This is a genomic window from Mycobacterium lacus (assembly GCF_010731535.1).
Taxonomy (GTDB): domain Bacteria; phylum Actinomycetota; class Actinomycetes; order Mycobacteriales; family Mycobacteriaceae; genus Mycobacterium; species Mycobacterium lacus.
Window position 1 is genome coordinate 1970221 of sequence record NZ_AP022581.1, and the last position, 12796, is coordinate 1983016.

Genomic DNA, 12796 nt, shown 5'->3' on the forward strand with positions numbered 1-12796 from the left:
TTCCGTTGAGCAACGACACCGGCGAAGCCGAACTTGCCTCGACCGCGTAGGCTCGCTCCAAGCAAGCCGATGGAGACCACGCTATATCCCGGTCCGTTCCGGCGCTCACGTCCCGCCGCACCTGGGCTCTGGGGTGCCTCGCGGGACGGGTGCACCGTGTCGAGTATCCGGGAACGACTGAGGTGCGAGAATTTTGGACACGGTACTTGGGCTATCAGTGACGCCGACCACCGTCGGCTGGGTCCTCGCGGAAGGACACGGCGCTGACGGCACCATCCTGGACCATCACGAGGTAGAGCTGTGCGGCGGCCACGGCGTACGCGCCGTCAACGCCGCCGAGCAGGTGGCAGCAGAAGTTGTGCGGGCACAGGAAGTCGCAGCCGCCGGCAATCACCGCGTTCGTGTCATCGGTGTGACCTGGAACGACGAGGCGTCCGCGCCGGCGGCGTTGCTTTTGGAGTCATTAGCGCACGCGGGTTTCGACAATGTCGTGCCAGTTCGGTTGCTGGACTCCGTCGAGACCCTGGCGCGGGCCATCGCGCCCATCATCGGCCACGAGCAGACCGCGGTGTGCATTCTCGAGCACGAGTGGGCCACCGTCGTCATGGTCGACACGCACGACGAAGAGACACGGACGGCCGTGAAGCACGTGCGCGGCGGCTTCGATGGGCTGACTTCCTGGTTGACCGGGATGTTCGACCGCAGCGCATGGCGCCCGACCGGTGTGGTGGTGGTCGGTTCCGGCCCGGACGTCGGCGACTTCTCGTGGCAACTCAACAACGCGTTGCCGGTACCGGTTTTCGCGCAGACCATGGCGCAGGTGACGGTGGCACGGGGCGCGGCCCTGGCGGCGGCTCAGAGCACGGAGTTCACCGACGCGCAGTTGGTAGCAGATGCCAGTGAGCCCACCCCGGCGCCCATCCGGCCCGGGCGGTTGTCCTACGCCGGGGCCGTTACCGTGCTGAGCGCCGCGGCGGTCACCTTGGTGACCTCGTTGTCGCTGGCCGTGGGCCTGCAGCTGGTTCCGGACAAAGATCCCGGAACAACCCGGCACGCGGGGCACGAGTCGACGCCCCACATCGCAGTGGCCGTGGCGCCGACGGTTCCGCCGCCCGCGGAGCTCCCGCCGCCGACCAGCGAGGTAGCACCCCAACCAACGTCACGGGAAGAGCGGCCCGCTCGCCTTAGCTCGGGGGGATCGGTGGCGGGACCGTCGGCGCCGGAGGAGCCACCCAGCGCGGCTGCACCGCAACAGGATCCCAATACTCGGCCGCCTCTGTTGACCCGGGTGCTCGAGCATATCTCCGGCGCATACGGCGACTCTCGCCCGCCGCGCTAACGGAGCCGGGCGCGCCATTTCGAATGCGGCCCGTCAGCTCAATCGTCTTTGGCCCGAACGGCAGTGAAAGACACCGTGACTTCGTCGGCGACCTGCACCGAGCCCATCAACAGCGAGTGGGGCTTGATGCCGTAATCGGACTGGCGAACCCTGGACTCGGCGAACATTCGCCACGAGTCGCCGAGGTCCTTTGTGCACAAATCGATTACGTGCGCCAGCGACCTCCCGCGGATGTCCAATGCCCCGGTAAGACGGTACCCATGGCGGGTCCTGTCGATGGTGTCGGCCGTGAACCGGATCTCGGGAAACCGACTGACGCTCAACGACTTCAGCGCGTTGGACCGCACCAACACCTTTTCGGGCACCGACAAGCCCTTCACGCCGCCTTCGCCGCGCAACACCTCGAAGGAATCCACCTCGACAACGAGTTCCGCGGTAACGGGTTCGGCGCCGCCCCAGTTCACCATCGCCTGCCACCGGGTCATCGCGATGGTGAGACGATGACCCATGCGCGCGGCCCTGCCGGCGACGCCGGTGCGGATGATCAACTCGCCATCGGACGCGTCCAGCGTCCAGGTCTCGGTCACGGAACGACGATATGCCAGGGCCATTCGAGGCGGTGTCTCACATCGCGAGGACGGTGCGGGGCGCGCCCGCTGACCGTATGTGGGTGCGCATGCGGCTTCCCCGTCAGATGGATATTTAGTGTGCCACAGGGCATTTTGCTGCCTCGTTGCTGTGGTAGTCGACCTGCCAGTGCTTGATCCCGTTGAGCCAGCCCGACCGCAGCCGCTGGGGTGTGCCGATCGATTCCAGATCGGGCACAACATCGGCGATCGCATTGAAAATCAGGTCGATCGTCATCCGGGCCAGGTTGGCACCGATGCAGTAATGCGCGCCGGTGCCGCCAAATCCGACATGCGGATTGGGATTACGCAAGATGTTGAAGGTGAACGGATCGTCGAATACGTCCTCGTCGAAATTGGCTGAGCGGTAAACCATCACCACCCGCTGGCCCTTCGTGATCCGGACGCCGGACAGTTCGTAGTCCTCGAGCGCGGTGCGCTGGAACGACGTGATCGGTGTGGCCCACCGGACGATCTCGTCGGCCGCGGTGGCGGGCCGCTCCCGCTTGTACAACTGCCACTGGTCGGGGAAATCGGTGAAGGCCATCATGCCCTGGGTGATGGAGTTTCGGGTGGTCTCGTTGCCGGCCACCGCGAGCAGGATGACGAAGAAGCCGAACTCGTCGTCGGAGAGCTTGTGGCCGTCGATGTCCGCCTCGATCAGCTTCGTGACGAGGTCTTGCCCCGGGTGCTTTGCCCTGTCGGCGGCCATCTGCATGGCATACATGATCAGTTCGGCCGACGCGGCCATGGCGTCGTTGCCGGCGAACTCGGGATCCTGGTCACCGACCATCTGATTCGACCAGTGGAAGAGTTTCTTGCGGTCCTCCTGCGGTACGCCAAGCAGCCCGGCGATGGCCTGCAGCGGCAGTTCGCAGGAGACCTGTTCCACGAAGTCGCCGGATCCCTCGGCCGCCGCCGCCTCGACGATGCGCCGGGCCCGCTCGTTGAGGTCGTCGCGCAGGCGCTCTACGGCCCGGGGAGTGAAAACGCGGGAGATGATCTTGCGCAGCCGGGTGTGCTGCGGCGCGTCCATGTTGAGCAGAACGAGCTTGCCCCGCTCGATCTGCTCGCCGACCGTGCCGTCTTTGTAGCGTGGCAGGGCGGTCTTCTGCAGGCTGGAGAAGACGTCGCTGCGCAGCGAGACTTCCCTGACGTCCTTGTGTTTGGACACCACCCAGAAACCGCCGTCGTCGAACCCTCCCGTTCCCGTCGGTTGTTCGTTCCACCAGATCGGGGCGGTTCGACGCATCTCGGCTAGTTCTTCCACCGGCAGCCGTTCGGCGTAGACGTCAGGGTCGGTGAAATCGAACCCGGGAGGCAGATTGGGGATCGGCTTGGTGGTCGGCACAGGCCCGCTCCTCGATACGACGTTGTCTCGTGCCAATAATCTATTGCTGTACCCCAGTTGGGAAGCATCGAAGCGCGATTCGCCATGGCTGAATTGCAACGTGTTCGGCTGCGATGAGTTTTGGGCACATCGCCGGTCTGCACACCAACAGGTGCGCGTCGCTTTGAGCGACTTCATGGGGCTCGACGGCGTCGTCCACGCCCCCGGCGGCCAGGACGAACACAACGACGGTCTGGCCCGCCCGCTGCAGCTCGTTACGACAACTGCCGCGACCGTCAGCCTCGCCAGTCGGTCGACGGGGACGCCCAGTGCTCGGCAGGCCACGGGCAGCATACGTTCGCGCGGCGCCAATCTCTGGGACCCGATCAACCTTTGTGGCCCGCGCCACAATCGTTATGCTTTGGTGCACGTCACCGGGTGGCTCGGCCCGGGATTGTGGGGCCAGGTCGCACAAACACCGAGGGTGGAACATGATTCGCGAACTACTCACCGCCGCCGCGCTCACGGGTGTAGCGACCGGCGTCGCGCCAGTCGCCGGTGCCGACCAGCAGCATTACGAGGGCGACGTGCCGGGGATGAACTACGACGCATCGCTGGGCGCTCCGTGCGACAACTACGAACGCTTCATCTTTGGACGCGGCCCCAGCGGCCAGGCGGAAGCCTGCCACTTCCCACCACCAAACCAGTTCCCCGCCGCCACCACCGGGTACTGGGTGATCTCCTACCCGCTGTATGGGGTCCAGCAGGCCGGCGCGAAGTGCCCCGGCCCGCAAGCCGCGGCACAGTCGCCGGCCGGACTCCCGATGCTCTGCCTGGGGGCTCAAGGATGGCAAGAAGGATGGTTCACCGGGGCAGGGTTCTTCCCGCCTGAGCCGTAGCCGGTCGGATAATGCGCGAAGATCAGACCACCGAATCACCGATCCCGCGGTGGCTGCGCTTCGTGCTCGCGTCCGATCGGGCTGGCTCGGCGTGGTACATCGGGACCGGTTTCTTCTTCGCACCCGTGCTCGCCGTGCTATCGCCGTGGCCGACGGTGACAGCGGTGCTCTGGTGGATCATCGGGCTCGCGGGATTATGGCTGGGACTGCTCGGCATCGCGATGGCCGCCGGGCTCGCGCGCGTCTTGCGGTCCGGCGCCGAGATACCGGAGGACTACTGGCGCGCCCTCGTCGACCACTGAATTGGGCATCCACCGCGCGCGTTCGCCGGGTCTACAGTCATACCAAACACCCGTCAACGAAGAGGAGACTCCGATGGGTTTCAATCCCAAAGACGCGGTCGACGCGGTCAGGGACATCGCGACCACCGCCGTCGAAAAGGCCTCGGACATCGTCGACAACGCCGGTGACATCATCCGCGGCGATATCGCGGGCGGAGCCAGCGGCATCGTCCAGAATTCCATCGACATCGCCACCCATGCGGTCGACCGGACCAAAGAGGTGTTCACCGGCAAGGACGACTAGAGAACTTATTTTGCAACGCCTTCGGCGTCGCGCTCAGACGGCGGCGGCGGCGTTGAGCTCGTCCAATCTGGTGGTCGCCTCCAGGTACTCCCGCACCCAGCGCTCGATGACCGCCGACGTCTTCTCCACCTTGGTGAACTGTCCGACAACCTGCCCGACGGGGTTGAACGCGACGTCGACGGTCTCGTTCGGGTACTTGTTGGTGGCCCGCACGGCCATTCCGGAGACCATGTACTGCAACGGCATACCGAGCGGCTTGGGGTTGTCCGGCTGTTCCCACGCCTCGGTCCAGTCGTTGCGCAGCATCCGCGCCGGCTTGCCGGTGAACGAACGGCTGCGGACGGTGTCACGGCTGCTCGCCTTGATGTACGCGGCCTGCTGAACCGGGGTGTTCTGCGCTTCCTCGACCATCAGCCACTGCGAGCCCGTCCACGCCCCCTGGGCGCCCAGCGCCAAGGCCGCCGCGATCTGCTGGCCGCTGCCGATGCCACCCGCCGCCAACACGGGTATTGGGGCGACCTCCTTGACAACCTGGGGCCACAACACGATCGAGCCCACCTCGCCGCAGTGCCCACCGGCCTCGCCACCTTGGGCGATGATGATGTCGACACCCGCGTCAGCGTGCTTGCGGGCCTGCGAGGGCGACCCGCACAACGCGGCCACCTTCCGCCCGGAGTCGTGGACGTGCCCGATCATGTCAGCCGGCGGGGTGCCGAGCGCGTTGGCGACCATTGTCACCTTCGGGTGTTTCAGCGCCACCTCGACCTGTGGGGTGGCCGTCGCCTCGGTCCAGCCGAGCAGCTGCAAGCTGTCCTCGTCGGCGTCGTCAACCGGGACGCCATGGTCGGCGAGGATCTTGCGCGCGAAGTCCAGATGCTCCTTGGGCACCATTGCCCACAGCGTCTTGGCGAGTTCCTCCGCGGACAGGTGGGAATCCATGCCCTCGTATGTGTTCGGGATGACGATGTCGACCCCGTATGGGTGCTCGCCGATGTGCTCATCGATCCAGTTCAGCTCGATCTCGAGCTGCTCGGGCGTGAACCCGACCGCCCCGAGCACCCCGAAACCCCCGGCCTTGCTGACCGCGACGACGACATCGCGGCAGTGGGTGAAGGCGAAGATTGGAAACTCGATTCCGAGTTCGTCGCAAATGGCAGTGTGCATAACTGCTCCTGGGAAGCTTGACCGATGCTCAGAGAATTGGAACGTGTTCTAGTTTAGTACGGACCCCCCTGAGGTGGCCAGCCGACCCTGACCAGGAGGTCTCGCACTACGACCCGTCACACCAGGCAGTCACACCACCACGGTGTGTGTCACCCACAGCACCAGGAAAGTGAGCATGCACCCGGCGCATAGGAGGTGATCGCGGCAGATGGATCGCGCGAGGCGGGACTGGTCGACCGGACCGTCCCTGCGATAACCCAGTCGAACGGCGTTGGGGACCGTGTGCGTTAACGCCACGACCACTGGGACACCCGTCAGAACGGCCGACGTTGCCAGCAGCCAGCCGGGATCGTGTCCGCGAACAGCTTGAAACCCTAACGCGCCCAACAAGATCACCATGACCAAAACAATCAGCCGGCTCATCGGGCCCGATGTGGTGGTCGCGCGATGGTAATACCCCGCGATGGAAGCCAGCACAGGCTCCGGCAGGCCATCATGCGCCTTGCGGTGGCCGAAAACCTGGGTATCGAAAATGAGATCCATCCACAGGACAGCGAGCAAGAAACCGCTGCAGGCCGTGAGTATCGGGGCCACGACGCTCATTCACCTCCGCTCGTGTAGGACACCGTCGCCCGGCGAGGTCGCAGGCCCGGAAGCGACGGAATCCGCGCATGAGAACAGGTTCTCATCGCGCGATCTTCCCGGGTACGCTCACTGCCGCCCTTTCGTCGATACCAACGGTGGCCAGCGGCTCTTGATCCACTAGGGCGCCGGGGGTAGCGTAGTGCTGCCAATTACGCAACGTAGGGTATCGTAATTGCGGTCACCGAAAGGATCGGCGCGATGCGCAGCCCGTACGCCGGCGAGCCCTTCGCGACGCCCACCTCGGAGATCGCTGCCGCGCTGGACGACGTCAGCATCCCGACGCTCCTGCTGTCGCTCGTGCACATCACGGGCAATCCCCGTTTCGTCCGCGACTTCAAACAGATGGGCATCTTCCTCAACGAGGTCCAGGGGTTCATGTCCGAGGAGGACAAGGCCCGCGCCCGCGCCGAGGCGCTGCCGGTGATCACCGACTACCGAGACCGCGGCTGCCCCGAACCGCGGCCGCTCAGCCACGAGCTCATCAGGGAAATGCTGGACTGGGCCGCCTGCGAGCGCGTTCCCGACGACTACCTGCCCCTGGTCTTCGAAGAGATGGATCTCGACGGGGTCGATCCCCGCCGCCCGGCGGCCTTGCCGACCGAGAGCGCACAACGGCTCCCGGTTGTCGTGATCGGATGCGGCGAATCCGGCATCCTGGCCGGAATCCGGCTCAAGCAGGCCAACATTCCCTTCACCATCGTCGAAAAGAACGCCGGTCCCGGCGGAACGTGGTGGGAGAACAGCTATCCCGGGGCGCGTGTCGACGTCGCAAACCATTTCTATTGCTACAGCTTCGAACCCAACATCGACTGGACGCACTTCTTCGCCGAGCAGTCGGAGCTTTTGGACTACTTCACCCACGTGATGAACAAGCACGGCCTGGCCGAGCACGTGTGGTGGAACACCGAGGCCGTCTCGGCGGAGTGGAACGACGACGACGGCATGTGGTGCGTTTCGCTGCGCTCGGCCGACGGGCAGGCGAGCGCGCTGCGAGCGCGGGCGGTCATCACGGCGGTCGGCCAGTTGAATCGCCCATATATCCCCGGATTCGATGGTGCCGACACCTTCGCGGGACCGTCGTTTCATTCCGCGGCCTGGGACCACCGCGTCGACCTGACCGGCAAGCGCGTCGCGCTTGTCGGAGCCGGCGCCAGCGGTTTCCAGATAGCACCCGCCATTGCCCCGGATGTCATGCGGCTCACTGTGTTTCAGCGGACCGCCCAGTGGATGTTCCCGAATGCGATGTATCACGAGCGAGTTGGCGAAGGTGTGCACTGGGCGATGCGCCATCTGCCGTTCTATGGGAGATGGTACCGGTTCCTGGTCATGTGGCCCGGTGCCGACAAGGGGCTCGACGCGGCGCGGATTGATCCACAGTATGCCGACCAGGACTATGCCGTCAGCGACATCAACGCGGCCGCCCGGATGATGTTCACCCAGTGGATCACCAGCCAGGTCGGCACGGACGAAGAGCTGTTGGCCAAGGTGATGCCCGACTATCCCGCAACCGGCAAGCGGACGCTGCAGGACAACGGCAGCTGGCTGCGAACCCTGCGGCGCGAAGACGTCGAGTTGGTGCGTACCCCGATCGAGCGGATCGCACCCGCCGGGATCGTCACCGTGGACGGCGTGAAACACGACGTCGATGTCATCATCTATGCCACCGGATTTCGCCACACAGATGTGCTGTGGCCTGTGAAAGTCCTCGGCCGCAACGGAATCGACCTGCATGACAGGTGGGGGACACGCCCGTACGCCTACCTGGGAATCACCGTGCCCGAGTTCCCGAACTTCTTTCTCATCTACGGGCCCGGGGCCCATCTCGCGCACGGCGGCAGCCTGATCTTCAATTCCGAACTCCAGATGCGCTACATCAACCTGTGCCTGCAGCGCCTTGTGGAGACGAACATGCACTCATTGGAGCCGACCGCCGATGCGGCCGCGGGGTGGCATCAACGGACGCAGGCCGAGGTCAAGAAGATGGTGTGGTCACACCCGGCCGTCAAACACTCCTACTTCAAAAACGCCGACGGGGAGATCCACACCGTCAGCCCGTGGCGACTCGACCAGTACTGGGCCGCGGTTCGCCAGCCCGACTGGTCCCAATTCCTGCTGCGCCAAGGGAAGTGAACACGCCGACATGCGCGCGGTAGTCATCGACGGGCCCGGCAATATTCGGGTCGACATCCGCCCCGATCCGGCGCTTCCCGGTCCCGACGCAGTGGTCGTCGCCGTAACCGCCGCCGGCATCTGCGGGATCCGACCTGCAGTTCTACGAGGGCGAATACCCGCTGGCCGAGCCGGTGGCCCTGGGCCACGAGGCGGTCGGCACCGTCGTCGAGGCCGGGCCCCAGGCGCGCACCGTCAAGGTTGGCGACGTCGTCATGGTGTCTTCGGTGGCCGGCTGCGGCGCCTGCCCGGGGTGCGCCACCCGTGACCCGGTCATGTGCTTCTCCGGCCTGCGGATCTTCGGCGCCGGCGCGCTCGGTGGCGCGCAGGCCGATCTGCTCGCCGTGCCCGCCGCCGACTTCCAGGTGCTTAACATCCCCGACGGGATCACCACCGAGCAGGCGCTGCTCCTCACGGACAACCTCGCCACCGGCTGGGCGGCGGCCCAACGGGCCGACGTCTCGCCCGGCGACAGGGTAGCGGTGATCGGCCTGGGAGCCGTCGGCCTGTGCGCGCTGCGCAGCGCGGTTATACAAGGTGCTGCAACGGTTTTCGCCGTCGACCGCGTGGCCGGCCGCTTGGACCGTGCCGCCAACTGGGGTGCCACGCCGGTCACGTCGCCGGCGGCCGAGGCCATACTCGCCGCGACGGGCGGGCGCGGCGCCGACTCGGTGATCGACGCCGTCGGCACCGACGCGTCGATGGCCGACGCGCTCAGTGCGGTGCGACCCGGCGGAACCGTCTCGGTTGTCGGTGTGCACGATCTGCAACCGTTTCCGCTTCCCGCGCTGAGCTGTCTGATGCGCAGCATCACGCTGCGCATGACCACGGCACCGGTGCAGCGCACGTGGCCGGAATTGATCCCGCTGCTCGCATCCGGCCGCCTCGACGTCGACGGAATCTTCACGACGACACTGCCGTTGGACGACGCCCCCAAGGGTTATGCGATCGCGGGGTCACGGTCGGGCGAGGACGTCAAGATTTTGCTCACGCCGTAATGGCGCTGGCGCCGACTGTGAATCTGGCGACGCGACGCCGGCGCGTCGCGTCGCCAGATCCACAGTCGCCGATTCACGGATTCACACCTTCGTCGCCGTGATGTACTGCGAGCGCATGAAACTGTCGATCTTCACGTCCACGTCCGGCGGGGTCATTCCGTAACCCGCCTGCAATTCAAGCGTGCTGCGAATGGGTTGGACAGCCCATCCATGCACCGCCAGCCATCCCGCGGGATCGGTCGTGTCGTTGTAGGTGAGAGCCGAGAAGTCCACGTGACCGGACATGTTGACTCCGGGATGGGTCGATTCTAGAGCGGCGAGTTGCTCGTGATCCAAACACGTCCCCAAGGCGCCCACGGCGATTTGGCTGCCTGACGCACACAGCTCGCCGATCCGGGCGAACAGGAGGTTTTGCGTGTCGCCGGTCAGGTAGGGCAGCAGTCCCTCCAGCGACCAGGCGCTGGGTTGTCGCGGATCGAACCCGGCCGCTTTCAACGGGACGGGCCAATCGGTGCGCAGGTCGGCGGCCACCTCAGCCCTGCGGGCCTTGGGTTTCGCGCCCCGCTCGCCCAATACCCGAGCCTTGAATTGCAGGACCTTCGGCAGGTCGATTTCGAAAACTGTTGTGCCGAAGGGCCATTCGAGGCGATAGGCGCGCGAGTCCAAGCCTGCGGCGACAATCACCGCCTGCCGGATGCCTGCATCGCCGGCGAACCGGAAGAAGTCGTCGAAGAAGCGCGTTTGCACGCCATACAGGCGGGGAAAGGCGGTCTCGTCGTCCGAGGTTCCCGGGTGGGCGAGCAGCCCGGTTAGGTACGGGTCGCGTGAAGCGGTGATGAAATGCTTGGCGAATTCGTCTCGAACCAGCGGCCGCGGGCCCACGGCGTGCAGTGCGCGCCATCCCGCCACCAGCAGGGCCGTGTAGCCGACCCCGCTGACGATGTCCCACTGGTCATCGTCGGAACGCAGCGATCCAAATTCAGGCATCGTCATCGGGCCAACGTACCCGGTCTCACAGTTCCAGCATCACCGTCACCGGGCCATCGTTGACCAGTTCGACCTGCATGTGGGCGCCGAATACGCCGGTTTCCACGTGCGCGCCCAGCTCTCGCAGCGCCTCCGCGAACGCCGCGACCAGCGGCTCGGCGACCGCACCGGGCGCGGCGGCGTTCCATGACGGCCGCCGGCCCTTCGCCGTGTCGGCATACAGGGTGAATTGGCTGATCACCAAGATCGGCGCGTTGACATCGGAAGCCGACTTCTCGTCGGCGAGAATACGTAACCCCCACAACTTTTCCGCGAGCCACCGCACCTTGTCGGTGTCGTCGCTGTGGGTGGCACCGACGAATGCGAGCAGGCCCTGCCGCTCCGGCCGGATGGCGCCGACCACCTCACCGTTCACCGACACCGCTGCTGATGAGACCCGTTGCACCAGAACCCGCATGGGGTTCGATGCTGCCAGGCCGACTCTGAGTGTGAACCTGCCGGCCTGGGTACGCTCGTCGTATGTCTGTGCTGGTCGCCTTTTCGGTAACCCCGCTGGGCGTGGGGGAGGGCGTCGGCGAGATCGTGGCCGAAGCGGTTCGGGTGGTTCGGGATTCCGGGTTGCCCAACGAGACGAATTCGATGTTCACCGTCATCGAAGGCGATACCTGGGAAGAGGTGATGGCGGTGGTGCAGCGCGCGGTAGAAGCCGTCGCCGCTCGGGCACCGCGGGTCAGCACGATGATCAAGGTCGACTGGCGAGCGGGCGCCTCCGACACCATGACGCAGAAGGTCGAATCCGTCGAACGCTATCTATCCAGGCAGGCAGGCGATGCCTAGCTCACGCCCGCGCCGCGGCCTGGAACGCTCGCTCGGCCGCGTCGCCATGGACCGCGAACACGACCCGCTGAAGCGAGGTCGCTTGGTGCTGCCGAACGGCATCGACCATCAGGCGCGCCGCATCCTCGAGCGGGAAGCCGCCGACCCCGGTGCCGAACGCCACCAGCGCCAGCGAGCGGCAACCGAGTTCGTCGGCCTTCCGCAAGGTAGAAGCGGTGGCCCGGCTGATGATCTCGGGCGACGTCGGGCCGCCGAGTTCCATCGTGGCCGCGTGGATGACATAGCGCGCCGGCATCTCGCCCGCGGTGGTCTCGACCGCCTCCCCAAGGCCGATCGGCGCCTTCTGGTTCGATTCGCGTTGCACCGCGGGCCCGCCGGCGCGTGCGATCGCGGCAGCGACGCCGCCGGCGTGGCGGAGTTGGGTATTGGCCGCGTTGGCAATCGCATCGAGTTCGAGCTTGGTCACGTCAGCCTGAAGCACGTCTAACTCGATCATCGACACATTCTCCCGCAGACGGGCGCTTCGGACGATAGCTGGCGGTCAGGTAGCGTGGCGCGAGCTCACAAATCACGGGGCCGGCAGAGAGGCACACCGATGACTCATCACCTCGCTTCAGCGCGAGCGAGAACCGCATGACGGGCGACAGCGGTGAGACCGGCGGCGTCGGTGGACCCGGCGGAGCCGGAGGCAGAGGCGGAGCCGGGGGCAGAGGCGGAGTTGCAGGCAGGGGCGGAGCCGGCGGTAGGGGCGGTGCCGGGGGCAGAGGCGGAGTTGGAGGCAGGGGCGGCGACGGAGGTCGAGGCGGCGACGGCGGCGCGGGCGGAGCACCCGGCCCCGGCGGTCAGCCCGGCGAGGGTGGCGAGGGTGGCCCTGGCGGCGCACCCGGTCCCGGTGGTGAGCCAGGACAGCCCGGCCAACCCGGCCAACCCGGCACGCCCGGTTGAGACGGCGCAACCGCCGCGTCATCTCCGCTGCGGCCTGCTGTGGTTCTCGCCGATCGGATCGACCAAATGCCAAGCTGCACAGTCAATTACGCGCCGATAACGTCGGCTTACCGATCTACCCGACGATTCCGGCTCGACCTTCGCCGGCCGGGCGCTCTCGATGGCGAGTTTGCGCACGCCATGAGGCATAACCGCGGGCGTAAGTATTTACGGAAACGCGGATTTCTGACAGCGAAATGTGCGTACGCTGTGTACCTCACCGACACGCGATT

General features: G+C 66.1%; 13 protein-coding genes and 1 pseudogene. 7 read left to right on the forward strand and 7 right to left on the reverse strand.

Annotated elements, in window-relative coordinates:
* Positions 1 to 193 precede the first annotated feature (193 nt).
* Entirely contained in the window at positions 194 to 1339 is a 1146-nt protein-coding gene (locus tag G6N24_RS09025; RefSeq protein ID WP_085159477.1) for a DUF7159 family protein, read from the forward strand.
* Positions 1340 to 1377: 38 nt separating this feature from the next.
* Here the strand turns inward: G6N24_RS09025 and G6N24_RS09030 are convergent, their stop codons facing one another.
* Together G6N24_RS09030 and G6N24_RS09035 are read right to left on the reverse strand one after the other, a co-directional pair.
* A complete protein-coding gene (locus G6N24_RS09030; RefSeq protein ID WP_085159475.1) occupies positions 1378 to 1950 on the reverse strand; it encodes a YceI family protein in 573 nt (190 codons plus the stop codon).
* A gap of 91 nt (positions 1951 to 2041) precedes the next feature.
* A complete protein-coding gene (locus G6N24_RS09035; protein WP_085159473.1) occupies positions 2042 to 3316 on the reverse strand; it encodes a cytochrome P450 in 1275 nt (424 codons plus the stop codon).
* A 470-nt stretch (positions 3317 to 3786) separates the two neighbouring features.
* Between G6N24_RS09035 and G6N24_RS09040 the strand changes: the two genes are divergently transcribed.
* The 3 genes from G6N24_RS09040 to G6N24_RS09050 all read left to right on the forward strand — a co-directional run bounded on the left by G6N24_RS09040 (position 3787) and on the right by G6N24_RS09050 (position 4779).
* Positions 3787 to 4194, forward strand: a complete 408-nt coding sequence (locus G6N24_RS09040) for a hypothetical protein (protein ID WP_085159471.1) — start codon at positions 3787 to 3789, stop codon at positions 4192 to 4194.
* 11 nt (positions 4195 to 4205) lie between these two features.
* Complete coding sequence (locus G6N24_RS09045) at positions 4206 to 4496, forward strand: hypothetical protein (protein ID WP_085159469.1); 291 nt, start codon at positions 4206 to 4208, stop codon at positions 4494 to 4496.
* A 73-nt stretch (positions 4497 to 4569) separates the two neighbouring features.
* Positions 4570 to 4779: an Rv1893 family protein gene (locus tag G6N24_RS09050; RefSeq protein ID WP_085159487.1), complete on the forward strand. Its 210-nt coding sequence runs from the start codon at positions 4570 to 4572 to the stop codon at positions 4777 to 4779.
* 33 nt (positions 4780 to 4812) lie between these two features.
* On the opposite strand, the gene G6N24_RS09055 is transcribed toward G6N24_RS09050, so the two are convergent.
* Complete coding sequence (locus G6N24_RS09055; RefSeq protein WP_085159467.1) at positions 4813 to 5943, reverse strand: nitronate monooxygenase; 1131 nt, start codon at positions 5941 to 5943, stop codon at positions 4813 to 4815.
* 129 nt (positions 5944 to 6072) lie between these two features.
* The gene (locus G6N24_RS09060) at positions 6073 to 6537 is read right to left on the reverse strand and encodes a hypothetical protein (protein ID WP_085159485.1); all 465 of its coding nucleotides are present in this window, start codon (positions 6535 to 6537) and stop codon (positions 6073 to 6075) included.
* Positions 6538 to 6786: 249 nt separating this feature from the next.
* Between G6N24_RS09060 and G6N24_RS09065 the strand changes: the two genes are divergently transcribed.
* Together G6N24_RS09065 and G6N24_RS09070 are read left to right on the forward strand one after the other, a co-directional pair.
* Positions 6787 to 8718 (forward strand): flavin-containing monooxygenase, encoded by a 1932-nt coding sequence (locus G6N24_RS09065; protein WP_085159465.1) that lies wholly within the window; start codon positions 6787 to 6789, stop codon positions 8716 to 8718.
* A 10-nt stretch (positions 8719 to 8728) separates the two neighbouring features.
* Positions 8729 to 9751, forward strand: a pseudogene (locus G6N24_RS09070) (zinc-binding dehydrogenase); the annotation flags it as partial.
* Between the two features lie 85 nt (positions 9752 to 9836).
* Here the strand turns inward: G6N24_RS09070 and G6N24_RS09075 are convergent.
* A complete protein-coding gene (locus G6N24_RS09075; RefSeq protein WP_085159464.1) occupies positions 9837 to 10748 on the reverse strand; it encodes an SAM-dependent methyltransferase in 912 nt (303 codons plus the stop codon).
* A 19-nt stretch (positions 10749 to 10767) separates the two neighbouring features.
* Positions 10768 to 11199, reverse strand: a complete 432-nt coding sequence (gene dtd, locus G6N24_RS09080) for a D-aminoacyl-tRNA deacylase (RefSeq protein ID WP_085159462.1) — start codon at positions 11197 to 11199, stop codon at positions 10768 to 10770.
* 62 nt (positions 11200 to 11261) lie between these two features.
* Here dtd and G6N24_RS09085 point away from each other — a divergent pair, with 62 nt between their 5' ends.
* Positions 11262 to 11579 (forward strand): MTH1187 family thiamine-binding protein, encoded by a 318-nt coding sequence (locus G6N24_RS09085; RefSeq protein WP_085159460.1) that lies wholly within the window; start codon positions 11262 to 11264, stop codon positions 11577 to 11579.
* 1 nt (position 11580) lies between these two features.
* Here G6N24_RS09085 and G6N24_RS09090 read toward each other — a convergent pair whose 3' ends face one another.
* Positions 11581 to 12075, reverse strand: coding sequence for a macro domain-containing protein (locus G6N24_RS09090; protein ID WP_085159483.1), 495 nt, complete (start codon positions 12073 to 12075; stop codon positions 11581 to 11583).
* Positions 12076 to 12796 lie beyond the last annotated feature (721 nt).